Source organism: Novosphingobium sp. TCA1 (genome assembly GCF_009811895.1).
In the GTDB taxonomy this organism is placed as follows: Bacteria; Pseudomonadota; Alphaproteobacteria; order Sphingomonadales; family Sphingomonadaceae; genus Novosphingobium; species Novosphingobium panipatense_A.
Genome location: NZ_BLJH01000026.1, coordinates 1 through 22,957, shown reverse-complemented (window position 1 = coordinate 22,957; position 22,957 = coordinate 1). Strand labels below are relative to the sequence as shown.

The 22,957-nt window shown below is 63.5% G+C and carries 21 protein-coding genes; 16 read left to right on the top strand and 5 right to left on the bottom strand.

Going from position 1 to position 22,957, the window contains the following annotated elements:
- Positions 1 to 164: 164 nt before the first annotated feature.
- The 4 genes from NTCA1_RS22305 to NTCA1_RS22290 all read right to left on the bottom strand — a co-directional run bounded on the left by NTCA1_RS22305 (position 165) and on the right by NTCA1_RS22290 (position 5,419).
- A complete protein-coding gene (locus NTCA1_RS22305) occupies positions 165 to 3,134 on the bottom strand; it encodes a Tn3 family transposase (RefSeq protein WP_014072601.1) in 2,970 nt (989 codons plus the stop codon).
- Positions 3,135 to 3,225: 91 nt separating this feature from the next.
- Positions 3,226 to 4,644, bottom strand: a complete 1,419-nt coding sequence (gene merA, locus NTCA1_RS22300) for a mercury(II) reductase (protein WP_026109686.1) — start codon at positions 4,642 to 4,644, stop codon at positions 3,226 to 3,228.
- Positions 4,645 to 4,681: 37 nt separating this feature from the next.
- A complete protein-coding gene (locus NTCA1_RS22295) occupies positions 4,682 to 5,011 on the bottom strand; it encodes a heavy-metal-associated domain-containing protein (protein WP_004213249.1) in 330 nt (109 codons plus the stop codon).
- A gap of 12 nt (positions 5,012 to 5,023) precedes the next feature.
- The gene (locus tag NTCA1_RS22290; protein WP_014072602.1) at positions 5,024 to 5,419 is read right to left on the bottom strand and encodes a mercuric transporter MerT family protein; all 396 of its coding nucleotides are present in this window, start codon (positions 5,417 to 5,419) and stop codon (positions 5,024 to 5,026) included.
- Between the two features lie 76 nt (positions 5,420 to 5,495).
- Between NTCA1_RS22290 and NTCA1_RS22285 the strand changes: the two genes are divergently transcribed.
- From NTCA1_RS22285 to NTCA1_RS22275, 3 genes are all read left to right on the top strand, one after another.
- A complete protein-coding gene (locus tag NTCA1_RS22285) occupies positions 5,496 to 5,918 on the top strand; it encodes a helix-turn-helix domain-containing protein (protein WP_014072603.1) in 423 nt (140 codons plus the stop codon).
- 170 nt (positions 5,919 to 6,088) lie between these two features.
- Positions 6,089 to 6,649, top strand: coding sequence for a recombinase family protein (locus tag NTCA1_RS22280; RefSeq protein ID WP_004213255.1), 561 nt, complete (start codon positions 6,089 to 6,091; stop codon positions 6,647 to 6,649).
- A 142-nt stretch (positions 6,650 to 6,791) separates the two neighbouring features.
- Positions 6,792 to 7,595, top strand: a complete 804-nt coding sequence (locus NTCA1_RS22275) for a PDZ domain-containing protein (RefSeq protein ID WP_017503485.1) — start codon at positions 6,792 to 6,794, stop codon at positions 7,593 to 7,595.
- Here NTCA1_RS22275 and NTCA1_RS22270 read toward each other — a convergent pair.
- Positions 7,589 to 8,008: a helix-turn-helix domain-containing protein gene (locus tag NTCA1_RS22270; protein WP_007406847.1), complete on the bottom strand. Its 420-nt coding sequence runs from the start codon at positions 8,006 to 8,008 to the stop codon at positions 7,589 to 7,591. The two genes, NTCA1_RS22275 and NTCA1_RS22270, sit on opposite strands and share 7 nt — an antisense overlap.
- Before the next feature lie 75 nt (positions 8,009 to 8,083).
- Here NTCA1_RS22270 and NTCA1_RS22265 point away from each other — a divergent pair, with 75 nt between their 5' ends.
- The 13 genes from NTCA1_RS22265 to NTCA1_RS22205 all read left to right on the top strand — a co-directional run bounded on the left by NTCA1_RS22265 (position 8,084) and on the right by NTCA1_RS22205 (position 22,728).
- Positions 8,084 to 8,710: a cation transporter gene (locus NTCA1_RS22265; protein WP_004212870.1), complete on the top strand. Its 627-nt coding sequence runs from the start codon at positions 8,084 to 8,086 to the stop codon at positions 8,708 to 8,710.
- A complete protein-coding gene (locus NTCA1_RS22260) occupies positions 8,710 to 10,677 on the top strand; it encodes a cytochrome c/FTR1 family iron permease (protein WP_103095547.1) in 1,968 nt (655 codons plus the stop codon). Before NTCA1_RS22265 ends, NTCA1_RS22260 begins: the two co-directional genes overlap by 1 nt.
- A gap of 73 nt (positions 10,678 to 10,750) precedes the next feature.
- Positions 10,751 to 11,047, top strand: coding sequence for a hypothetical protein (locus tag NTCA1_RS22255; RefSeq protein WP_007406840.1), 297 nt, complete (start codon positions 10,751 to 10,753; stop codon positions 11,045 to 11,047).
- Positions 11,048 to 11,107: 60 nt separating this feature from the next.
- The gene (locus NTCA1_RS22250) at positions 11,108 to 12,385 is read left to right on the top strand and encodes a TolC family protein (RefSeq protein WP_004212875.1); all 1,278 of its coding nucleotides are present in this window, start codon (positions 11,108 to 11,110) and stop codon (positions 12,383 to 12,385) included.
- Positions 12,385 to 13,563, top strand: coding sequence for an efflux RND transporter periplasmic adaptor subunit (locus tag NTCA1_RS22245; RefSeq protein ID WP_004212877.1), 1,179 nt, complete (start codon positions 12,385 to 12,387; stop codon positions 13,561 to 13,563). Before NTCA1_RS22250 ends, NTCA1_RS22245 begins: the two co-directional genes overlap by 1 nt.
- Before the next feature lie 3 nt (positions 13,564 to 13,566).
- Positions 13,567 to 16,812: an efflux RND transporter permease subunit gene (locus tag NTCA1_RS22240; protein WP_004212878.1), complete on the top strand. Its 3,246-nt coding sequence runs from the start codon at positions 13,567 to 13,569 to the stop codon at positions 16,810 to 16,812.
- Between the two features lie 53 nt (positions 16,813 to 16,865).
- A complete protein-coding gene (locus NTCA1_RS22235; RefSeq protein ID WP_004212879.1) occupies positions 16,866 to 17,354 on the top strand; it encodes an SRPBCC domain-containing protein in 489 nt (162 codons plus the stop codon).
- The gene (locus NTCA1_RS22230; RefSeq protein WP_103095546.1) at positions 17,351 to 17,728 is read left to right on the top strand and encodes a hypothetical protein; all 378 of its coding nucleotides are present in this window, start codon (positions 17,351 to 17,353) and stop codon (positions 17,726 to 17,728) included. Before NTCA1_RS22235 ends, NTCA1_RS22230 begins: the two co-directional genes overlap by 4 nt.
- Positions 17,729 to 17,775: 47 nt before the next feature.
- The gene (locus tag NTCA1_RS22225; RefSeq protein ID WP_004212881.1) at positions 17,776 to 18,189 is read left to right on the top strand and encodes a hypothetical protein; all 414 of its coding nucleotides are present in this window, start codon (positions 17,776 to 17,778) and stop codon (positions 18,187 to 18,189) included.
- Between the two features lie 3 nt (positions 18,190 to 18,192).
- Positions 18,193 to 18,879, top strand: coding sequence for a ZIP family metal transporter (locus tag NTCA1_RS22220; protein ID WP_004212882.1), 687 nt, complete (start codon positions 18,193 to 18,195; stop codon positions 18,877 to 18,879).
- Entirely contained in the window at positions 18,876 to 19,484 is a 609-nt protein-coding gene (locus tag NTCA1_RS22215; RefSeq protein ID WP_004212885.1) for a cation transporter, read from the top strand. Before NTCA1_RS22220 ends, NTCA1_RS22215 begins: the two co-directional genes overlap by 4 nt.
- Positions 19,481 to 21,982, top strand: a complete 2,502-nt coding sequence (locus NTCA1_RS22210) for a heavy metal translocating P-type ATPase (protein ID WP_004212886.1) — start codon at positions 19,481 to 19,483, stop codon at positions 21,980 to 21,982. Before NTCA1_RS22215 ends, NTCA1_RS22210 begins: the two co-directional genes overlap by 4 nt.
- Positions 21,979 to 22,728 carry an HAD-IIB family hydrolase gene (locus NTCA1_RS22205; RefSeq protein ID WP_004212890.1) on the top strand — a complete coding sequence of 250 codons (750 nt, stop codon included), beginning with the start codon at positions 21,979 to 21,981 and terminating at the stop codon, positions 22,726 to 22,728. The genes NTCA1_RS22210 and NTCA1_RS22205 overlap by 4 nt, the downstream gene beginning before the upstream one ends.
- Positions 22,729 to 22,957: the final 229 nt, after the last annotated feature.

Sequence of the window (22,957 nt, the reverse complement as noted above, 5' to 3'; positions counted from 1 at the left end):
GTCCGATGATTGTGGCGACGATTTTTTCCCAGGTCAAGGTTACGCGCGATTGAGGGCATAGCGTGGATGGTACGCCGTAAGCGAGGTCTGACGGCCGCCTTGCAGGCGTCACCTCAAGGTTTGTTCGCCAGACAACGATTTCTCGGACATAAGCGGAACATGGGCTACGCTACACGCTTCAACCGCGCCATTGGCTCGTTGAGTGGGTGGAATTCACCTGCTGGAAGTCGCCTGGCCTGCTCCCAGAGGTAATCGCCGGTCAGACTGATGTGCGCCCAGCCCATCGGAGAAAGGTGCGCAAGCAGTGCCGCATCGAACGTCGTGCCGACAGCGTTGAGGTGCTGGGCGGCCCGGTCGAGATAGACCGTGTTCCAGTAGGAAATCGCCGCAATCAGCAGGTTCAGCCCAGATGCGCGAAATTCCTGATTTTCCAGCGAGCGATCGGTGAACCGACCCTGCCGGTTGGTATAGATGGCGGCGGCAAGCGTGTGCCTCGCCTCGCCTTTGTTGAGACCGGCCTGACAGGCACGTCGCAGTTCCGGTTGTTCAAGCCAATCGAGCGTGAACAAAGTGCGCTCGATACGGCCCAGTTCAGCCAATGCAAAATCCAGCCTGTTCTGGCGTTTGTAGGCGGCAAGTTTTCGCAAGATTACTGACGGCGCCACCGTGCCATCCTTGATTGAGGCGACAATCCTGACGATGTCATCCCAATCGGCCTCGATCGCTGCCGTTTTGATGGTGCGGCCCATCAGATTTTCGATGCCCTTGTATGTCGATGGCGCAGCGATCGAACCCAGCTTGCGGTCGCCAATATCGCGCAGCCGTGGCGCGAAGCGGAACCCGAGTAGGTGGCAGAGTGCGAAAACATGATCGGTGGCGCCGCCGGTATCGGTATAGTGCTCATGCAACGGAAGGTTGCCGGCGCCCAGGACAAGCCCGTCGAGCACGTAAGGCGCTTCACCTGCCGTCGCGGACATGATCCGTGATCCGAATGATGCGAAGTGATCGGAAAGGTGAGAATAGATTTTCACGCCAGGTTCGGCGCCATATTTGGCATTGACGTCCGCCGCCCCTGAACGGCTCCGCCCCGACCGGAAGAACTGGCCATCGGACGACGAACTGGTGCCAGCGCCCCAATGCCGCGCGAAGGGTAATTCGTGATGGGCTGAGATGATCATGGCCAGCGCGGCCTGATAGTTCTCGGGTGAAAGATACCAGTTGTGGGTCCATGCGAGTTGGGCATAGCTGACGCCTTCGCTGGCATTGGCCATCCGCTCCAGCCCGAGGTTGGTGCCATCAGCCAGAATTGCGGCGAGTACCGTGCTGGGGTTGTCGTGCTCCTTGCCTGAGCGCAGGTCACGGAATGCGTTCAAAAAACCAGTGCGTTCGGCGACTTCAAGCAGCAGCTCGGTGATGCGCACGCGGGGAAGCAGGGTATCGAGCTTGCGATCGAGGGCTTCAGCTTCCGGTGGGGTGACAGGCGGCATTTGCTGAAGCTTGAGCCGGTCTCGTTCGAGCGACACTCCCTCAAGCTTGTTTGTTTTCAACTGCTTGGCAAATCGGCGCAGCCGCCAGTCAAGATTTCGTGCCCGGTCAGCGAGGTAGGATGCAGCATTTGAATCGAACGGAAGCACATCCGCCACTTTGGCGGCGTCGCGCCGACCCAGCAAATAGGCATCGAAGCGCTGATAGTTGCGGGTTCCCTCGATCCATACATCACCGGCGCGCAAACGATCACGCAAGGTTGCCATGATCGCAATTTCATAACGTCGGCGGTCGATACGGCCGCTTTCGGTGATGAGACGCTTCCACTGCCGATTGGGGAATGGCAGTGGAACGCCATCGGGAAGGTCGCGCGACTTTCGTGTGTTCGCATCGCGAATGACATCGATGGCTTTGATCAGTGCCGTCCCTGTTCCAGACGCCTTGAAGGTGAAGGCGTCCAGAAATGCCGGGCTGAAACGCCGTAGCGTGGCGTAACGCTCGGTTGCCGTTACCAGTGCGTCCTCGCCGGCAAGATCAGCAAGGGCATCTACTTGGGCCTTTGCCGCAACAAGCCGGTGCCAGCCCACCGCTTCGTCAATCAATTCGAGCGGATCGCCGCCATTCTGGACAGCCTCATCAAGTGCTGTAATCGTGGCGCCAAACAGCCGCATGAGTTGCCCCACCGACTGAATACTATCTTGGTAGCGACGCTCGCGCCCACGCCGCGCGCGCGTGAACATGCCGCCGATAAGTCGGTCAAACATTTGGATCGCGGCATCGGCAAGTCTGGCCTCAAGGTCGATCACTGCGGCCGTCAACGTCGCCCGCCTGCGATTGACGCTGTAATCCGAAAGCAGGAATGCCGGTGCCACGCCGCCCTCGCGGACAAATTGGGCAAAGCGGAATTCCGGAATGGCGCCCCCAACTACCGGGTGGATACCTATGCCGCGAACATAGCGCAGGCGCTCAAGCAAGCCATTGATATTGGCCGCAGTCGGGGCTTCTTCGAAATTACGCAACCACGCCAGCGGTGTCATGCCGAAATCCGGGTTGTTGATTACGAGTTCGTCTAGCCGTGTCAGTTCAGCAGAGCTGAGGCCTTCGACGATTGCGGCTGCGGCAGCTTTGCGTGCGCGTGCCCGGCCAGCAAGACCGGCGCGTTCCAGTGTGTCGCCTGACGGAAGAATGAACCGCTCACCCTTCAGGCCAACCATGAGGGCGCGAACAATCGGTTCACCTCTGTCTGTATACTCGGCGGCTTGCGCGGCAAGATTCAGGGCAAGTGCCAGGTCGCCGCGTCGAAACGGGCGTATGCCAAGATAACGCGCCACGAGATCGGCATGATCGGTACGGGTTTGCGCGCGCTGACCATATGCAGAGAAGGAGGAAGGATCGACGAATAACTGTGCCGCGAGGTACTGAAGAATGACGTCGGGAAGCCCGATCTCGGGTTGCAGACCAAAGCCGGGATGTCGCATCAAAGCGATTTGTGCAGCCAGACCGAGGCGATTTGCTGGACCATAGCGGCGCCCAACCAATTCAACATCTTCCGCAGAAAGGGTATAATGCCCAATGATCGCGGTTTCTTGGACAGGAGGATCGAACAGGCGCCGGCGCTCGTCTCCGGTCAGAAGTCGGCGTCGTGCCATTTTGCTCTCCCGCTGAGGCGAATAACAAAATTGACACCAAAGCGGCTTGCACTGGAGGGAGGCCATTCGTTGCCGGTTGATCCCCGAGCAATCACCCGGCGCAGCAAGACAGTTTGGCGACATCCTTATCAAACGTTTGGGCCGCCAGTTTGAGGCCTTCCACAGTGGTCAGGTAAGGAAATATCGTTGCACCCAATTCCAGGGTGGTCATGCCGTGTTTGATCGCCAGCACCAGTGTCTGGATCGAATCCGCGCCTTCGGGTGCCATGATCTGGCCGCCCAGCAAACGGTCGTTCGCCTTGTCGGCAATCAGTTTGATGAGACCCCGCGTATCGCGTGCTGCCAGTGCCCTTGGCACAGCATCGAGCGGGAGCAGCGAAACCTTGATGTCCAGGCCTTGCGCCCGTGCTGTCGTTTCAGTGAGGCCGGCGCTGGCGACTTGCGGGTCGGTGAAGACGACGGATGGCATGGAGGAATTGTCGTAGCGGTATTGGTTGCCCGTCACCGCGTTGCGCGCGGCCAGTTTTGCGCCATAGGCGGCCATGTAGACGAACTGGTCCCGTCCCGTTACATCGCCCGCCGCGTAAATGCCTGGAACCGACGTTTCGAGGTGGTCATCGACGACGATTCCACCATTACGGGCAAGCACTATGCCGCGCTCCTCCAGCCCAAGCCCGTCGCTATTGGGTCGGCGTCCGGTGGCGATGAGCACCTGTTCCGCCGCGACGGTGTCACAATGCCCCTCGCAGGTCAATTCGACCCCGCTCTGTGTTTGGGCGATACGCTGATAGCCGACACCTGCGCAAACCCGCACGCCCTCGGCTTCCAAATAGTTTTTCAGCGCGGCACTCACTTCCGGGTCCATTTCGGGGAGCAGGCGGCTTCGGCAGCAGATGGTGACATCAACGCCCAGACGCGAAAACATCTGTCCCAGTTCTACCCCGATCACCCCGCCACCGATCACCAGCAGCGATTTGGGCAAGCGATCCAGCGCCAGCGCCGATGTGCTGGTTAGGTAGGGCACGCTGTCCATCCCCGGAATCGGCGGCACGGCGGCGTGCGCACCCATCGCCAATATGACCTTGCCGACCTTCATGGGCGCATCGCCGACAATCAGCGCACCATCGGCAAAGCGTGCCTTGCCCTCGATATAGCTCACACCGTCATAGGCGGGCAGCAGATCGACATATTTTTTTTGGCGCAGCGTCGTGACAAGATCGTCCTTCGACGCCGCCAATACGGACCAGTCATCCATCTGGACAGCGCCCCCAAGGCCGGGAAAGCGCGCGGCGGCAAGCCCACCATGCACCGCTTCGGCGGCGCGGATCAGCGTCTTGGAAGGAACGCAGCCAACATTGACACAGGTGCCGCCAATCGTGCCGTGACCGACGAGCGCCACTTTCGCGCCCAGATCGGCAGCGGCGATCGCGGCGGAGTACCCGGCAGAACCCGCGCCGATGACGGCCACGTCAAATCCTTCCTGCCCGGGGCGGTTGCAACAGTCGTTCATTGCTTATCGCTTTCTTGAGGCGCTGGCGGCGCCCCGCTCAGTTTTGAATAGCGCGCGCCGGATAACCCGCGTTGGTTGATGCAGCGGCAATCGCAGCAGCATTGGTGCGGCGCGGGTTATAGGTTGCGCGCGCGGTCTTGGCTGCGAAATCGACCGTGACCGCCGTTACCCCGGCGACGCCTTCCATCGCCTTCTTCACGGTGATCGGGCAGGTGGCGCAGGTCATGTTCTCTATGGCAAAGGTGGTTTGCTTCTGAGCGGTTGCGGTAGCCGCGGGGCGATCTTGCGCCGTGCCACTAACTGCATAGGCGACCCCGCCGCCAGCCATAGCCAGCACGGCCATAGCGATACATACTGTCTTTTTCATGGGTATTTCCTTTCAATAGAACCAGGGTGCCCACCAGTCGATGGTGAGCGCCAGGATGGCGACGGCAAGGCCCAGCCACAGCACCGCCTTGGTGGTCCAAGCCGATTGTGGACGAGCGCAGTAGGAACCGTCTTCACAGGGCGGTTTCGGCTTGAAATAGACATGCCAGAAGCCGTAGCCGAGCAGCGCGAGCGTTACGCCTGCGACATAGGGCTTGTAAGGTTCGAGCGCCGTCAGGTTGGCGATCCACGCGCCGGAAATTCCGAGCATAACCAACAGTAGCGGGACGACGCAGCAAGCCGAGGCGAGCCCCGCGCCGATCAATGCGCCCGCCGCAACCCAGTTTGCCTGCTTCGGCTCGTGGTTTTCGGTGAGGGCTGGCTGTCCCGCTTCCGGCGTTGAGACCATGGCTTGAATCCCTTGTTCCAACTGAGTGATTCGCAGTGTAGGCTCTGTAGCCACTACAGACTCAAGAGGTATTTTCATGGAGCAACAGGTCGGCATCTTGCGTGCCCAGCTTGCCCGGAAAACAGGCTGCAATCTCGAAACCATCCGCTATTACGAGAAGGTGGGATTGCTGCCGGGGCCGCCTCGCAGTTCCAACGGCTACCGCGTCTATTCGCCGGAACTGGTGCAAAGGTTGCAGTTCATCCTGCGCGCGCGCGACCTTGGCTATGCAATGGATGAGATACGGTCATTGTTGTCGCTCACCGATACCGGTGCACAAACCTGCGCGGAGGTTATGGCGAGAACCGAACTCCACCTTGAAGATGTCCGCCGCCGCATTGCAGATTTGCAGAAGATAGAGGTGACGCTGGCGACCACGTTAGCCAGATGCACTGGAGATGACGTTGCCGAATGTCCCATCCTGGAAGCACTCCAGTTTTTACCCCATCAAGGCAATTGACGCCATCTTTGAGGGATTTGATTTTGTGATGTCAGCTTGGAGTATAGCCTAACTGGACGTCAGGGCGGTACTGCGGTTTCTGTCAGATTAGGGTGATAAACGGAATTTGTTGACGAATTTCGTTACGTATCATAGATTTCAACCTGACATTTTGATGGAGAGAGTGCGCAGTGAAGGGGCAACGGATCGGCTATGTCCGGGTCAGCACGTTCGATCAGAATGTGGATCGCCAATTGGAAGGTCAGTCGCTCGATCGGACCTTCACCGACAAGGCATCGGGCAAGGACGTCAACCGCCCCCAGCTTGAGGCTCTGCTCACTTTCGCCCGCGAAGGCGATACCGTCGTCGTCCACAGCATGGATCGGTTGGCCCGCAATCTGGATGACCTGCGCAAGCTGGTCCAGGGCCTCACCAAGCGAGGTATCCGGATCGAGTTTGAGAAGGAAAGCCTGTCCTTCTCGGGGGAGGACTCCCCGATGGCCAATCTGATGCTCTCGGTCATGGGTGCGTTTGCTGAGTTCGAGCGCGCTCTGATCCGCGAACGGCAACGCGAAGGCATTGCGATCGCTCGGCAGCGCGGCGCCTATCGGGGGCGGAAACGGTCGCTCTCGGATGAGATGATTGCCGATCTGCACCGCCGCGTTGCCGCCGGTGAACGCAAGGCGACCATAGCGCGCGACATGGGCATCAGCCGCGAAACCCTCTACCAGTACCTTCGCGCCGCTGCCTGACACCAATGTTCACATTATGTCCGGAAAATCGTTGTTCAGCGTACAAAGCTTGAGGTGACGCCTGCTGGTCCGCGACATCGACGTACAGCTCGCCCGCGAAACCCGTCGCTTACCCTTTGCCGTCGTTGGTGATCTGAGTTCAGTGTCGGCGGCCTTCGGACGACCGATCGATATCCTCCTCGGTGCCGATATGTTCACGGGTAGCTGCATCGCGCTCGATTTCGCGAAAAGGCGTATGGCGGTCGTCAAGTCAGGCACGTTTCTCGCCGGTCCCGACTGGCGCGCTGTCGCGCTCGGGCGCGGTGCCAAGCAGGAGCTGTTCATTCGAGCTTCCGTCTCGGGTTTGCCTCCCGTGCCCTTGATGATCGATCTTGGCAGCTCGGCCGCGCTGATGCTCTCGTCGGCCTATGCCCGCGATCAAGGGCTGTTGAACGGGAAGCTCGTCTCGACCGCGGCGATCGGCGGCGTCGATGGTGTGCGTATCAACGATGCTTTCACGATCCAGAACATCAACATCGAAGGGCTTGGCGTCTCGAACGTCCCCACACTCGGGATGAGAGCTTGGCTCTCCACCAGCACGGTTGGCAATGTCGGCCTACCGCTGATCGCTCAATTCGACGTGGTGTTCGACGTGACCGCCGGATTCGTGTGGCTCCGGCCACTCGGTCCTCGTCGTCGCCTGCCGATGCTGAAGGACCGTAGCGGCCTTGGCCTCGCAGCCTCACCAACGGCGCTCACCGTTGTTCATGTGGCGGCGAACAGTCCCGCGGAAAAGGCTGGCTGGGCGGTCGGCGACCGGATCGTGGCGGTGAACGGCCATTCGATCGATGCGAACTATACGCGTGGGGAGCTCTGGCAAGTGCGCTCCCGGCCTGCTGGCACCCTCGTAAAGCTGACGATGGCCTCGGGTGATGTGCGCGAGCTCAGGCTGGCCGATTATTATTGATCGGCTTGAGGGTGGCCTTTGCCGATCGCCTTCATGATCCGACAATCGGCCATGCGCGCCTTGGTGCAGCTCTGGCTGAGCATTGCCAACTCATCCCGCAACACCGCGAGTTGCGCCAGTCTCTCCTCCACATCCTTGAGGTGCTGAGCAGCGATAGCTGAGGCGGCACCACAATCCTGGTCCGGGTTCTGCGCCAGCCCCATCAACGAACGGATCTCGTCGACGGAGAAGCCAAGCCGGCGACCGTTGCGGATGAAGTGCAAACGCTCAATGTCACTGGCATCGTAGGTTCTGCGACCCGACGCCGTGCGAGGGGCGGATCGGAGCAACCCGATCGACTCATAAAAGCGGATCGTCGTCACCTTCGTCGAGGTCTCGCTGGCGAGCTGCCCAATCATCACCGGCTTCATCATGCCATCCTTGCTTATGCGAACGTGTCGCACATTTCGCTTGCTTCTACAGCGACTGGAGGTGGTAAGGAAGGCCGCATGAATGCTTCTACCGAAAGCTGCGGGTGCCACGGGGAGCCCGCGCGCGCGCAAACCGATCCGGCCTATCGCCGTGCGCTGCTGACCGTCGTGGTGCTCAACCTCGGCTTCGGAGTCGCCGAGCTGTTCGGCGGGTTCATCGCCGATAGCCAAGCGCTGAAAGCGGATTCCCTCGATTTTCTCGGGGACGGGTCGATCAGCCTTATCGGTCTTCTCGCGCTTGCCTGGTCCGCACGGGCGAGGGCAAAGGTCGCGCTGACGCAGGGGTTGTTTCTCGGTGCGCTTGGCGTGGGCGTAATCGGTTTCGCGATTTGGCGCGCCCTGAACGCAACCGCGCCCGATGCCGAACTGATGGGCACAATCGGCGTTGTCGCGCTCGCGATCAATGTCGTGTCCGCCTTGGTGCTTGCGCGTTTCCGGGAAGGGGACGCCAATGTTCGCGCGATCTGGCTGTTCAGCCGCAACGACGCGCTCGCCAACGTGGCGGTGATCGCCGCGGCCGGTCTGGTGGCGTGGACAGGAAGCGCCTGGCCGGACCTCGCCGTCGCCGGCCTCATCGCCCTCCTGTTCCTCCACTCCGCTTATGAAATCGTCACTGGCGCTCGGCGCGAATTGGGAGAGCGGTAGTGCGTCTGCTCGCGTTGATCCGGGCAATGCTCTCGTTGCGGCTGCTCTCCGCGCTCGCGGCGCTGCTGATCCCTGCTGCGGCAATCGCCGAACCCGGCGACGTGCAAACCGCATGGCGGCTGCTCGACTATATGGCCGTCGATTATGGCGGCGCGGTCGCCAACGGTCGGATCAAGAGCACGTCGGAATATGCCGAGATGACGGAGTTCGCCGCGTCGGTCTCGACACGGCTTCAGGGCCTGCCGGCGAAGCCGGAGCGTCAAGCCCTCATCCAGCGGGCTGCCAACCTCCAGGCGGTGATCGCGGAAAAGGGACCGACTGAACAGGTGGCAACATTGGCGCACGGGCTCGCGGCCGATCTGTTGCGCGCCTACCCGGTGCCGCTCGCGCCCGATAAGGCTCCGAACCTCGTCTCCAGCGATGCACTGTTCCGACAATCCTGCGCGTCCTGCCACGGGATGACGGGCAACGGCCGTGGCCCTGACGCCGCCAAGCTCGCTACGCCCCCGATTGCTTTCACCGATGCCGAGCGCGCGCGCCAGCGCAGCGTGTTCGCGCTCTATCAGGTGGTGACGCAAGGCATCGACGGGACCGCGATGCAGAGCTTCGCCGATCTGCCCAACGATCAGCGCTGGGCGTTAGCATTCCGAGCCGGGAGCTTCGCCTTCACGGATGCGCAGGCGCGCGAAGGCGAGCGGCTTTGGAAATCCGACCCGACCCTTCGCCGGCGCATTCCGGACCTGAAAACCCTGGTCGCGCTCACCCCGGCCGCGCTCGGCGCGGCGATCGGCGACGCCAAGGCTGACCCAGTGCTCGCGTTCCTGCGTCGTCATCCCGAACAGGTGATACAACAGGCTCCCGGCTCGCTCGCGGTCGCCCGCGCCAAACTCGCCGAAAGCGTGGCGGCTGCGCGGCGCGGCGATGCGCGCATGGCGAAAGAGCTGGCGCTGTCGGCCTATCTCGATGGGTTCGAGCCGATCGAGCCAACACTCACCGCGCGCGACGCGACGCTGATGGGTCGAATCGAGGGCGCGATGGGGGAGTTCCGCGCCTCGATCGACCGGGGCGCGTCGCCCGATGATCTCGCGGAGAAGGTCGCAGTACTGGGCGGCCTTTTCGACGATGCGGAAGCGGCGCTCGCGCCTGATGCCGCCACCGAAGCGTCCACGTTCCTGGGCGCGTTCACGATCCTGCTGCGTGAAGGGCTCGAAGCCCTGCTCATCGTTGTCGCCATGATCGCGTTCCTGCGTAAAGCCGAGCGCGGCGAGGCGCTGCGGTACGTGCATGGCGGCTGGGTCAGCGCGATCATCGCGGGCGGGATCACCTGGGCGGTCGCCACCTATGCGATCGGGATCAGCGGTGCGAGCCGGGAGCTGACGGAAGGGTTTGGCTCGCTGTTCGCCGCGGTCGTGCTGCTCTCGGTCGGGATTTGGATGCACGGCAAGGCGCAGGCCGATCAGTGGCAGCGCTATATTCGCGAGAAGATGTCGCGGGCGCTCTCGGGCGGGTCGGTCTGGTTCCTGTTCGGGCTGGCGTTCGTCGTAGTTTATCGCGAGGTCTTCGAGACGATCCTGTTCTATGCCGCGCTTTCGGCGCAAGGTGACAACGGGATGCTTCTCGCGGGGGCCGGGTCGGCGATTGGACTGCTCAGCCTGATCGCTTGGGCCATGCTTCGCTACAGTCGCAAGCTGCCGATCGCGCAGTTCTTCCGCTATAGCTCCTGGCTCATGGCGGTCCTGACCGTCGTGCTGGCGGGTAAAGGCGTCGCCGCGCTCCAGGAAGCCGGCCTTATCAACATCGCACCGCTCGCGGACGTGCCACGGCTGTCGATGCTCGGCGTGTTTCCCACTTGGCAATCGGTGCTGGCGCAACTCCTGATGGCGGTCGCCATTGCGGTCGGGTTCGCCTGGAACGGGCGCGACCGATCCCGCTCGGGTTCCGGCTCAGTGACCCTTGGTTCGAATTAGTGCAATGACATGAAAACCCTTCCGTGATAGAGGCAAGCTAGTGCGAGCCTTTTTGCCTTTCCTGACATGCCTGATGCTGGTCCTGACCAGCTTCTCCGGCATGGCCCATGCCGCCGATCTGGCGGGGGGAAGCATCGCGGGCGTTGAGTTCACGGTCCATACCGCCGGTGACATCGATCAGGTGCCATCGGACTCGGACAAGAATGTCCCGCATCATCACAATTATTGTCACGGACACGACGTCGGCGCGCCTGCGCGCACGACGATGGAATATACCCCCGTCCTCACAGTGCCCAAGCCGACAATCTCCGCCTCTGCGTCGCTCGACGGCCGCACCGGCATGGTCCATTTGAGGCCCCCCCAAGCCTGACGTCCGATTTGGGCGTGCGTTGGCGCGCCCCTGTCGATCATCGTCAGGAGTCCTATTTTCATGAATCGTATCCTCGCGGCCATGCTGGCCGCAGCGTCTTGCGCCACGATGGCGCAGGCGCAGGTCGGACCGTCCGCGCCTGTTGCGCAGGATGCGCCGGTCTACACGCTTGACCAAGCGGTCAGTGCAGCGGGCGGTTCGGCCCCTGCTGCGGAAGCGGCGACAGCTGGAATCGACGCGGCCCGTGCAGGTCGCACAGTCGCCGGCTTGCGGCCCAATCCGGTGGTTCAAGGCCAAGTCGAGAATGTCATCGGCTCCGGGCCGTATCGGGGGGTCCGCAGCGCGGAAACCACGGTCGGCTTTGCGATCCCGATCGAGCTAGGCGGCAAGCGCGGCGCCCGCGTCGCGGTCGCCAATGCGCAATTGTCCCGGGCCGAGATCCAGGCCGCGATCATCGCGGCGGATGTCCGGCTTCAGGTAACGCAGCTCTATGTCGAAGCGGTCGCGGCCGATCGCCGGGTAATGACAGCCCGCGATCAGGCCCGGATCGCCAGCGATGCGCTGCGGGCCGCGAGCGTTCGCGTGCAGGCAGGGCGGGCATCGCCACTCGAGCAACAGCGCGCGGATGTCGCGCGTATCAATGCCGACGCCAATGTGGAGCGGCAGCTTCGCTTGGCCGAGGCGGCCCGCGCCAATCTGGCGCGTCGGATCGGACGGCCGATCGACGGCCTGCTCGATGACACGCTGCTCGATCGCCTTCCCGGTGTGAACGTCTATGGGCCGTTGGCACCGGTCAACACGACCGGCACACTCGCGCTGGCGGCAGCCAACGCGGATTTCTCCATTGCCGAAGCCGGCGTGCGGCTCGCGCGCGCCAATCGCGTGCCTGACCTGAACGTCGGGCCGTCGATCCGCCGCCTGGAAGCGACCAACGACATGGCGGCGGTGTTCAGCGTGTCGATCCCGATCCCGGTGTTCAACAATGGTCGCGCCGCGATTGCGCAGGCGACCGCGCAGCGGACCCAGGCGGATGCGCAGCGCCGCGTGACCGCGCTCGACATCGAACAGGCGATCACGGACGCGCAGGCGCAGGCGGCCAATGCCGCAACGACGGCTCGTGCGGCGTCGGGGCCGGCGCTGGCGGCTGCACAGGAGGCCGCCCGCATCGCGCGGATCGGCTATCGCGAGGGCAAGTTCGGCCAGCTCGAATTGCTCGATGCTGAACGCACGCTCGCCGAAACGCGGGTCGCCGCGATCGACGCGCTTGCCAATTACCAGAATGCCCGCGCGCAAGTGGAGCGACTGACCGCTCGTGCGCCCAATGGGGGGAATCAGTGATGAAGAGCTTTTATCTCGCGGGCGCGGCGTCGCTCGCCCTGCTCTTGGCTGCCTGCGGCGGCAAGGATGGCGGAAACGAGGCAACTGCCGAAGGCGCAGCTGCCAATGAGACGGCAGCGGGCACGGAAAAGGGCGGTGCTGAAGGCGGTCATGCCGGTGAAGGCGTCGTCACATTGGGTGCCGACCAGATCGCCACAGCGGGCGTCCAGGTCGGACGGCCGATCATCGGCGGGGCCGGGACGATCGAGCTGCCCGCGATCATCGAGGGCGACCCACAGGGAACGCAGGTCGTCTCGGCCGCAATTGCGGGACGCGTGGTCGCGCTCACCCGTAACCTCGGCCAATCGGTCGGACGCGGCCAGACCATTGCGGTCATCGAAAGCCGCGAGGCGGCGCAGATCAAGGGCGAGGTCGAGGCGGCGCGGGCGCGGCTTCAGCTCGCTAATTCGAACCTCGCGCGCGAACAGCGGCTGTTCGCGCAGAGAGTCTCCCCTGAACAGGATCTGATCGCCGCCCGCACAGCGGCGACGGAGGCGCGGATCGCCCTGACGCAGGCGCAGAGCATGGTTTCGGCGGCGGGTGTCGGCGGCGGCGGGCTCAACCGGCTCGGCATTGCCGCGCCGATCTCGGGCCAGATCATTGCGCGCCCCGTGACGCTGGGACAAACGGTCGCGGCGGATGCCGAACTCTATCGCATCGCCAACCTGAGCCAGGTGTCGATCGCGCTTAATCTCAAGCCCGAGGATGCGGGCCGGGTGCGTCCCGGCAATACGGTGCTGGTGAAGGCGGCAGGCCGTCAGGCGACCGCCCGCGTGACCTTCGTGTCGCCGGCGCTTGATCCGCAGACGCGGCTCGTGCCTGCGCTCGCCACCCTCGACAATCGCGGTGGCGAATGGCGGGTCGGCGAGCCTGTGACGGCAGCCGTGCAGCTCACGGGCAGCGGCGGGAGCGGGGCGGTCCGCGTGCCGACGACGGCGGTCCAGAGTTTCGAGGGCAAGTCGGTCGTGTTCGTGCGCACGCCCACCGGCTTCAAGGCGACCCCGGTCCAGCTCGGCGATGCGTCGGGCGACACGGTGATCGTCCGGTCGGGCCTGACCGGCAACGAACAGATCGCCACCACCGGAAGTTTCACGCTCAAGGCCGAGATCGGCAAGGGCGAAGCGAGCCACGAGGATTAAGCCATGATCGCCCGTATCGTAACCTGGGCGGTCGAGAAGCGCTGGCTAGTCCTGCTCCTCACCGTCATCGTCGCCGCCATCGGCGCCTTTTCCCTCTACCGGCTACCGATCGACGCGGTGCCGGACATCACCAACAATCAGGTCCAGATCAACGTCCGCGCGCCTGCCCTCTCGCCCGAGCTGGTCGAGAAGCAGGTGTCGTTTCCAATCGAAACCGCGCTCGCCGGCACCCCCGGCCTGGAATATACGCGCTCGTTGAGCCGCAACGGCTTCGCGCAGATCACGGCGGTCTTTTCGGACGCGACGGACATCTATTTCGCCCGCCAGCAGGTGGGCGAGCGTCTGCGGGGCGTGCAAGAGAATCTGCCCGACGGCGTGAACCCTGAAATGGGTCCGATCGCGACAGGCCTGGGCGAGGTGTACATGTACACCGTTCGTCTCGATCATCGCGAGGACGACAAGCACAAGCCCGGTGAACCGGGCCAACAGCCCGATGGCAGCTACATCACGCCAGAGGGCGAGCGACTGACGACCGAAGAGGACAAGGCGACCTACCTGCGCACCGCGCAGGACTGGATCGTGACGCCGCTTCTGAAGACCACACCGGGCCTCGCCGGTGTCGACTCGATTGGCGGTTACGCCAAGCAGTTCCTCGTCGTGCCCGACGTGCAGAAGCTGGCCTCGCTCGGCATCACGCTGACGGACCTGGGAAATGCGCTGGAGCGCAATAACACCAGCGTCGGCGGTGGCTTCGTCAATCGCAATGGCGAAGGTCTGGCTGTTCGCTCGGATGCGCTCGTTCGCAATGCCAGCGAGTTGGCCAGGACCGTGATCGCGACACGTAACGGCGTGCCGATCACGGTCGAACAAGTTGCGACTGTGAAGACGGGTCAGGCGATCCGCATGGGTTCGGCATCGGAGAACGGTACCGAAGTCGTCGTCGGCACGGCGATCATGCGGATCGGCGAGAACAGCCGCATCGTGTCGACCGCGGTCGCTGAGAAACTGAAGACGATCAACGCTTCGCTGCCTCCTGACGTCGTAATTCAGCCGGTGCTGAACCGCACCGAGCTGGTCAATTCGACGATCAAGACGGTCGCGAAAAACCTGTCCGAAGGCGCGGTGCTGGTCATCGTCGTGCTCTTCCTGCTGCTCGGCAACTTCCGTGCGGCCCTGATCGCGGCGTTGGTCATCCCGATCACCATGATGCTGACAGGCTTTGGTATGCTGCGCGCTGGGGTCTCGGCCAATCTGATGAGCCTTGGGGCTTTGGACTTCGGTCTGATCGTCGACGGCGCCGTCATCATTGTCGAAAACGCGCTGCGCCGGCTTGCCGAGCAACAGCATCATGAAGGCCGATTGCTCAGCGTCAAGGAACGGCTCGCGACCGTGGCAGCCGCTGCGCGTGAGATGATCCGTCCCTCTGTGTACGGGCAGGCAATCATCATCCTCGTCTACGTACCGCTGCTCACGCTGACCGGCGTGGAGGGTAAAACGTTCGGACCGATGGCGCTGACCGTCATCATCGCGCTCGCCTTCGCCTTCATCCTCTCTCTCACCTTCGTGCCGGCGATGATTGCGATCTGGCTGTCGAAGAAGGTCGAGGAGAAGGACGGCCGCATCATCACGTGGCTGAAGAAGCGCTACGAACCCGGTCTCGACCGGGCCATGAAGCGCCCGACGCTGACGATCGGTGCGGGTGTGGGAAGCCTTGTGGTGGCGGCGCTTGCTTTCACTACGCTCGGCTCGGTGTTCCTGCCGCAGCTCGACGAAGGCGATTTGCTGATCCAGTCGCTCCGCATTCCGGCAACGTCGGTCCAGCAGAGCCAGGCGATGCAGGTGCCGATCGAGCGGATGATGTCGAAGCAGCCGGAGGTGCAATTCGTCTATTCCAAGACGGGCACCGCCGAGCTGGCGGCCGACCCGATGCCGCCGAACGCGACCGACATGTTCGTCATCCTGAAGCCGCGCAAGGATTGGCCGGATCCTGAGCTTCCCAAGGAGGAGCTGGTCAGCCGGATCGAGGGTAATCTCGCGAAGATTCCGGGAAATGCCTACGAGATCACCCAGCCCATCCAGATGCGCTTCAACGAGCTGATCGCCGGCGTGCGCGGCGACATCGCGGTGAAGGTGTTCGGGGACGACTTCAACCAGATGAACCGGACGGCCGAGCAAATCGCGGCGGTGCTGCGCAGAACGCAAGGCGCAGCGGACGTGAAGGTGGAGCAGACGACCGGTCTTCCCATGCTCGACATTCGCGTCAACCGCGACGCGATGGCGCGGTTGGGCGTTACGGCTCAGGATGTGCAGGACACCGTGACTGCGACGATCGGCGGGCGAACATCGGGCCAGATCTTCGAGGGCGACCGTCGCTTCCCCGTGGTGATCCGCCTGTCGGAGGCGCAGCGTGCCGACATCGGCCTGCTCCAACAGGTGCAGGTGCCGGTGGCAGGCGGCGGCTATGTACCGCTGTCCAGCGTCGCCGAGATCAAGGTGGTCGATGGTCCGAACCAGATCAGCCGCGAGAACGGCAAGCGGCGCGTGGTGGTGCAAGCCAACGTGCGTGGCCGCGACGTCGGATCCGTCGTGGCGGATGCGCAGGCGGCGATCGGCAGCCAACTCCGGCTGCCTGCCGGCACCTATCTCGAATGGGGCGGCCAGTTCGAGAACCTCCAATCGGCAAGCGAACGGCTGAAGCTGGTCATTCCGGCTTGCTTCATCTTGATCCTGCTGCTCCTCTACGGGGCGTTGGGATCGGTCCGCGACGCCGCGATCGTGTTCACCGGCGTGCCTTTCGCGCTGGTGGGCGGCGTCCTGTTGCTGTTCCTGCGGGGCATGGACTTCTCGATCTCGGCGGCAGTGGGCTTCATCGCCCTCTCGGGCATCGCGGTCCTCAACGGCCTCGTCATGGTCAGCTCGATCCAAGATCTGATCCGATCAGGGATGAGCCGCGAGGAAGCCGCGCATGTTGGCGCGATGCAGCGTCTGCGACCCGTCATCATGACCGCGCTAGTCGCCAGCCTCGGCTTCGTGCCGATGGCGCTGGGCGAAGGCGCCGGCGCAGAGGTTCAAAAGCCTTTGGCGACGGTCGTCATCGGCGGTCTGATCTCGGCGACGCTTCTTACGCTGTTCGTGCTGCCGACACTCTATGCCCGGTTCGGGCAGAAAGTGATCGAGAAACCCGAGCACTACAATGAGGAGCATGAAGGGGACGACCACGGTCAGACCTTCGTGAACAACTTGGCCTGATGGATGGGCGGGGCGATCCGCGATCGCCCCGCCCATCTCTGGGAGATGGGGATATGCCTCGCACCATAACCAGCTCGATGCTTCACGGCGGGCCACTGCGCATCTGGTCGGCACTCACCGATCCGGATCATCGCCGGGCGTGGAGTCCGCTCGTATTTCTCGATGATCCGTCCCGGCTCGGCGACACAGAATGCACCTTTGCGATCCAGGGCATCACCCGGCCAATTCGGACGCCAGCACGGATTGATCGATTCGATAAACCGCACGCCTTCGCTTGGTCCTGCGGCATCCCCTATCTGTTCACGCTCGAAGAGCGGTACGAGCTGGCGGGGGACGATGGCGGCACCAGGCTAACGCATAGCTGCACGCTGCGCGGGGCGCTCTCCCTGCCGTTCGCGGCGATGATGTTGCGCCGCCTGCGATCCCTGATGGTCGAATCTGACGATCGCCTCGCAACCTATCTCCGCTGGCGGGTAGGTCAGCCTGCCCGGGCTATCAATCGTCAGCGCGTCCCCTTCCGCTACAGGAGGAAGGCGCGATGATGATGCACTGTAAGCGGGTGCTGCCCGCCGTCATCCTCGTTGTCGGGCTCGCGGCGTGCTCGGAAAGAAAGCCGCCAGCCCCGCCAACGGAGCAGCAGATCCATTCGCCCGACAGCGCCGTGGCGACCGGGGAAATGGGGCGGCATAGATATCGCTGTTCCGACGGGGAACCGCTGTTCGTCGATTACAAGGACAACGGCCTGCAGATCGATTTGCGGCGCTCCAACGGGGGACCGCCGATGATGCTGACCGCGCCAGCGCAGGGCCTGCAATATGTCGGCGAAACAGCCACCGCGACCTTCAAGGGGTCGCAGCTCACCATCGTGGAAGGCGATGGCCGTACCCGGATCTGCGAGCAGGAAGGCACGCGATGAACTGCCCTGCCTTCGAACGCCACAGGGCGCTTCGTCGGAAGAGACCGATGTCTGACACGTCGATTTCAAATGTGACAACCTTGTGCGGCCTGAATCGGGCCGGTCTGGCGATCGCGCGCCTCGGCGTCGTTCTCGTCTCCGGGGCGGTTATAGGGGCGTGTAATCCAGCGCCGACCCAGCCTACCGAGCCGGCGCATGAAAAGCATCTGACGTCGAAACTAATCGCGCAGCGCATCATGTACTGCGACGACGGCACACGCGCCGATGTCGACTTCATCGATGACGGCTTGAAAATGGCCGTCACCTGGCTGCCGAAGGGCAGGACCGAGATCCTGCGCGCGCAGCGAACCGGTGACGAGTTTCGCGGCGACCATTCGCGGGCTGTCGTGGCGGGCGGATCGATCGCGTTCACGCGACGCGGGAAGATCCGCGTCTGCCACCGAACCCCGGAGGAGTCCTAGGAAATGCAGGCACTGCTCTATACGCTTGCGCCTGTGCTGGCGGTCGTGCTCGGCGCGATTGTCGCGAGCCGCACCAAGTTGAAACCTGGCCTCGTGGCGGGCCTACAGCATCTCGCTGCCGGCGTCGTGTTCGCGGCGGCAGCGACCGAAATCCTGCCGCAGGTCAAGCATGAGGCATCGCCCAGCGCGACGTTGATCGGCGGGGCGGCGGGCGTCGCGACCATGCTGGGGCTCAAGGCTCTTGAGGCCCGCTTCAAGGGGCCGATGGCGCTACTCGCCGCGATCGGCATCGACATTCTGGTCGACGGCCTGGTGCTCGGCCTCGCTTTCGTGGCGGGCGAGAAGGCAGGTCTCCTGCTGACGATCGCGCTCACTCTGGAAGTGTTATTTCTGGGACTGACGCTGACCGACGAGCTGGCGGAAACCTATCGCTCGCGCTTGCGCATCATCGTGATCGTCTCGGCATTGGCCCTGCTGCTGCCGATCGGCGCGCTCGCTGCCGTGCCTGTCGCCGCGCTGTCGCCGGTGATGATCGCCGGCTTCCTCAGCTTCGGGCTGATGGCGCTGCTCTACCTCGTCACGGAGGAGTTGCTGGTCGAGGCGCACGAGAAACCCGACACCCCGCTCATCAGCTCGATGTTTTTCGTCGGCTTCCTGGCCCTGCTGACACTTGAGGAGATGATGGGATGATCCCGGGCAACGACAACAATGGCGGGCAGGAGCGCCGCACACTGTGGATCGTCCTGCTGCTGAACGCGGCGATCGCTGCGGGCTTCTTCGTTTCCGGCTTCTTCGCGGACTCGAGCGCGCTGATCGCCAACGGCGTCGACAACCTGTCCGATACGGCTGTGTATGCGCTGAGCCTTGTGGCGCTCACCCGGGGCCAGACATGGAAGACACGCGCCGCGGTCGCTTCGGGCGTCATGCTGCTGATCTTCGCGGGCGGCATCTTGATCGATGTCGGACGGCGCTACGTGCAGGGCAGCGAGCCCATCGGACCTACCATGATGGTCATGTCCGCGATCGCCGGCGTCGTGAATTACCTCTGCCTGCGGCTGCTCCAGCGCCTCAAGGATCCGGACGTCAATCTCCGGGCCGCAACCACCTTCAGCTTCAACGACTTCATTTCCAACGGCGGCATCCTGATCGCCGGCGTGCTGGTGCTGTGGTTGGGTACCAATTGGCCGGACCTGCTGGTCGGCTTCGCCACCGCCATCATCGCCATCAAGGGCGGTGTCGAAATCCTGCGCGACGCGCGCGCCGAAACCAAGAAAAGCGAAAGGAGGTCGTCATGAACGACAAGCTCGAACTCGACATTCCAGTGTTGTTGCCGGACCTTCCTGACGCGGCCGATGCCTGCCTGGACCGTCTCGTATCAACCCTGTCAAAGCGCGAAGGTGTCGAGCGGGCGCATGTGATCTGTCTCGACGGCAACACGCCAGCGGCGCTGTGCATCCATTTCGATGCCGCCAAGCTGCCGCTGCCACGGTTGCGCGAAATGGTGCGCGCCGCAGGTGCCGAAATCACCGAGCGCTACGGCCATGCGATCTGGCAGGTGACGGGGATCAACCACGAACGTCGGGCGCGCACGGTCAGCGATGCGCTGTGCGCCTTGCCCGGCGTGGTCCAGGCAAGCGCCAGCACCAGCGGGTCTGTCCGGGTCGAATATGATCGCCGCGAAACCACCGAAGAGGAGGTGCGCGCTGCGCTTCGCAAGCTGAAGGTGAGGGTGGGCAAGCGGGTCGCTGCCGATGAACATGCCGGCCACGACCACGGCCCCGGGGGCCACGGCGCGGGCGAAGAGAAGCACGGCCCCGGCGATGGCCACGACCATAGCCACGCCGAATTTCTCGGCCCCAATACCGAGCTGATCTTCGCGCTCGCCTGTGGCGCGCTGCTGGGGATCGGCTACGCGATCGAGAGGCTGGTCGCTGGCGCGCCCGAATGGCTGCCGACCGCCTGCTATATCGCAGCCTATTTCTTCGGCGGATTCTTCACGCTGCGCGAGGCGATCGACAACCTCCGGATGAAGAAGTTCGAGATCGACACGCTGATGTTGGTCGCTGCGGCCGGCGCCGCTGCGCTGGGCGCATGGGCCGAAGGTGCGCTGCTGCTGTTCCTGTTCAGCCTCGGCCATGCGCTTGAGCATTATGCAATGGGCCGCGCCAAGAAGGCGATCGAGGCGCTGGCGAAGCTCGCGCCCGAAACCGCGACCGTGCGACGCGGCGGGCAGACCAGCGAAATCCCGGTCGAGCAGATGGTCGTCGGGGACATTGCCATCGTCCGCCCGAACGAGCGCCTGCCTGCCGACGGCTTCGTCATCAAGGGCACCAGCGCGATCAACCAGGCCCCGGTCACGGGTGAAAGCATCCCGGTCGACAAGGTGCCGGTCGCAGATGCCGCAGCGGCACGCGCCAAGCCCGATGCAGTCGACGCGGAAAGCCGGGTTTTTGCTGGTACGATCAACGGCGGCGGCGCGATCGAGATCGAGGTGACACGCCGTTCCAATGAAAGCGCGCTTGCCAAGGTCGTGAAGATGGTGAGCGAAGCGGAGACGCAGAAGTCGCCGACGCAGCGCTTCACCGACCGGTTCGAACGGATCTTCGTGCCCGCCGTCCTGGTCCTGTCAGTGCTCCTGCTGTTCGCATGGGTGGTCGTCGACGAGCCGTTCCGCGACAGCTTCTATCGCGCGATGGCGGTGCTGGTGGCGGCAAGCCCGTGCGCGCTCGCGATCGCAACGCCGAGCGCGGTCCTGTCGGGCGTTGCCCGTGCAGCGCGGGGCGGCGTGCTCGTGAAGGGCGGTGCACCGCTCGAAAACCTCGGGTCGCTCAAAGCGATCGCTTTCGACAAGACGGGCACGCTGACCGAAGGTCGTCCGCGCATCACTGATGTCGTGCCCGTCGATGGCGCCGATGAAGGCGAGTTGCTGGCGCTGGCTGTCGCCGTCGAAGCGTTGAGCGACCATCCCCTGGCCCAAGCGATCGTCAAGGACGGCCGCGAACGTCTGAACGATCGTGCCGTGCCGACTGCCGGCGACCTCAAGAGCCTGACCGGTCGGGGCGTCACCGCGAGCGTGGATGGCGAGACGGTGTGGATCGGCAAGGCCGAGATGTTCGGAAGTGAGGGCATTCCGGCGCTGGGGCAGGGCGCGCAGGACGCAATCGCGAAGCTGCGCGAGAACGGCCGCACGACAATGGTGGTCCGCAAGGGGGACCGCGACCTGGGCGCGATCGGCCTGATGGACACGCCTCGCGAAGCTGCCAAGACCGCGTTGCGTCGGCTGCACGAGATGGGCGTGTCGCGGATGATAATGATCTCCGGCGATCACCAGAAAGTCGCCGAAGCGATCGCCGACGAAGTCGGGATCGACGAAGCGTGGGGCGACCTCATGCCCGAAGACAAGGTTGCCGCGATCAAGAAGCTCGCCGGCGAAGACAAGGTCGCGATGGTGGGCGACGGCGTGAACGATGCGCCGGCGATGGCAAGCGCCACGGTCGGCATCGCGATGGGCGCGGCGGGGTCGGACGTTGCGCTGGAGACAGCCGACGTGGCGCTGATGGCCGACGATCTGGCGCACCTGCCATTCGCAGTCGGTCTTAGCCGCCATACCCGTGGAATCATCCGGCAGAACGTCTTCGTCAGCCTGGGTGTCGTCGCCTTCCTGGTGCCTGCTACCATCCTCGGCCTCGGCATTGGGCCAGCGGTGGCGGTTCATGAGGGATCGACGCTGCTCGTCGTCATCAATGCGCTCAGGCTGCTCGCCTACCGCGATCCGGCAGGGAAGGCGGCATGAAGTGGCTGATCGCCTTCGACCTCGACGGCACGCTTGCCGAGAGCAAGCGGCCGTTATCGGAGGATATGGCCGCAATCCTCGCCCGATTGCTCGCCATCACGGATGTGGCGGTGATCTCGGGCGGGGACTGGCCGCAGTTCGAAAAGCAGATCGCCTCGCGCCTTCCTGCCGGCGTCGCGCTCGACCGTCTCTGGTTGATGCCGACCACAGGCACGAAACTCTATCGGTTCATCAATGGCGCTTGGCGCGCGGTCTATGCCGAACTGTTCGACGACGCGGAGAAGGCGAAGATCCGCACGGCCTTCGATCAGGCGCTGACCGATGCCGGTCTCGCCGACGAACGTATCTGGGGCGAACGGATCGAGGACCGGGGCAGCCAGATCACCTTTTCGGGCCTGGGGCAGGCAGCGCCGCTGAAGGAAAAGGAAGCGTGGGATCCTGACCGAAAGAAGAGGACCGCGTTGCAGGCCACGTTGCGCGCGAAGCTGCCGGAGCTCTCGATCAATCTCGGTGGCACGACATCGATCGACGTGACCAGAGCAGGGATCGACAAGGGCTATGGCCTGAAGCGCCTGAGTGCCGAGAGCGGTGTCCCGCTCGACGGGATGCTGTTCATTGGGGATGCGATATTCCCCGGTGGGAATGACTATCCCGCTGCTGAAATCGGCCTCGACACAGTGAGGGTGCGCGACGTCGCGGAAACCACCGCCGTCGTGACCGCCATCATCGCGTGTCTGCACCGATAGGATCAAGATACATGGTCGGCTCCATCGCGGAATGCCGCATTGTCAAAGCTCTGGCTTCTGTCGCTTAGGGCAGCGCTTCCTAAAACGAAAAGAAGGCAATGTGCGCGTCTCCGCGAACAAAGCCTCCAGCGATCAATCTAAGAGATTCCGCCGCGCTTCTCAATCGTAGGGGGCGTTTGCGGGAGGGGGCGGAATCCTACGCTAAGGATTTGGGCCAGCGATATTCCCC

What these genes read in the sequence shown, in the direction of transcription:
- NTCA1_RS22220 (WP_004212882.1), top strand. Translation starts at nt 18,193, where the DNA reads ATGCAGGCACTGCTCTATACGCTTGCGCCTGTGCTGGCGGTCGTGCTC.
- NTCA1_RS22290 (WP_014072602.1), bottom strand. Translation starts at nt 5,419, where the DNA reads ATGGTCTCAACGCCGGAAGCGGGACAGCCAGCCCTCACCGAAAACCAC.
- NTCA1_RS22210 (WP_004212886.1), top strand. Translation starts at nt 19,481, where the DNA reads ATGAACGACAAGCTCGAACTCGACATTCCAGTGTTGTTGCCGGACCTT.
- NTCA1_RS22295 (WP_004213249.1), bottom strand. Translation starts at nt 5,011, where the DNA reads ATGAAAAAGACAGTATGTATCGCTATGGCCGTGCTGGCTATGGCTGGC.
- NTCA1_RS22230 (WP_103095546.1), top strand. Translation starts at nt 17,351, where the DNA reads ATGATGATGCACTGTAAGCGGGTGCTGCCCGCCGTCATCCTCGTTGTC.
- NTCA1_RS22285 (WP_014072603.1), top strand. Translation starts at nt 5,496, where the DNA reads ATGGAGCAACAGGTCGGCATCTTGCGTGCCCAGCTTGCCCGGAAAACA.
- NTCA1_RS22250 (WP_004212875.1), top strand. Translation starts at nt 11,108, where the DNA reads ATGAATCGTATCCTCGCGGCCATGCTGGCCGCAGCGTCTTGCGCCACG.
- NTCA1_RS22245 (WP_004212877.1), top strand. Translation starts at nt 12,385, where the DNA reads ATGAAGAGCTTTTATCTCGCGGGCGCGGCGTCGCTCGCCCTGCTCTTG.
- NTCA1_RS22265 (WP_004212870.1), top strand. Translation starts at nt 8,084, where the DNA reads ATGAATGCTTCTACCGAAAGCTGCGGGTGCCACGGGGAGCCCGCGCGC.
- NTCA1_RS22225 (WP_004212881.1), top strand. Translation starts at nt 17,776, where the DNA reads ATGTCTGACACGTCGATTTCAAATGTGACAACCTTGTGCGGCCTGAAT.
- NTCA1_RS22240 (WP_004212878.1), top strand. Translation starts at nt 13,567, where the DNA reads ATGATCGCCCGTATCGTAACCTGGGCGGTCGAGAAGCGCTGGCTAGTC.
- NTCA1_RS22305 (WP_014072601.1), bottom strand. Translation starts at nt 3,134, where the DNA reads ATGGCACGACGCCGACTTCTGACCGGAGACGAGCGCCGGCGCCTGTTC.
- NTCA1_RS22255 (WP_007406840.1), top strand. Translation starts at nt 10,751, where the DNA reads ATGCTGGTCCTGACCAGCTTCTCCGGCATGGCCCATGCCGCCGATCTG.
- NTCA1_RS22205 (WP_004212890.1), top strand. Translation starts at nt 21,979, where the DNA reads ATGAAGTGGCTGATCGCCTTCGACCTCGACGGCACGCTTGCCGAGAGC.
- NTCA1_RS22235 (WP_004212879.1), top strand. Translation starts at nt 16,866, where the DNA reads ATGCCTCGCACCATAACCAGCTCGATGCTTCACGGCGGGCCACTGCGC.
- merA (WP_026109686.1), bottom strand. Translation starts at nt 4,644, where the DNA reads ATGAACGACTGTTGCAACCGCCCCGGGCAGGAAGGATTTGACGTGGCC.
- NTCA1_RS22270 (WP_007406847.1), bottom strand. Translation starts at nt 8,008, where the DNA reads ATGATGAAGCCGGTGATGATTGGGCAGCTCGCCAGCGAGACCTCGACG.
- NTCA1_RS22215 (WP_004212885.1), top strand. Translation starts at nt 18,876, where the DNA reads ATGATCCCGGGCAACGACAACAATGGCGGGCAGGAGCGCCGCACACTG.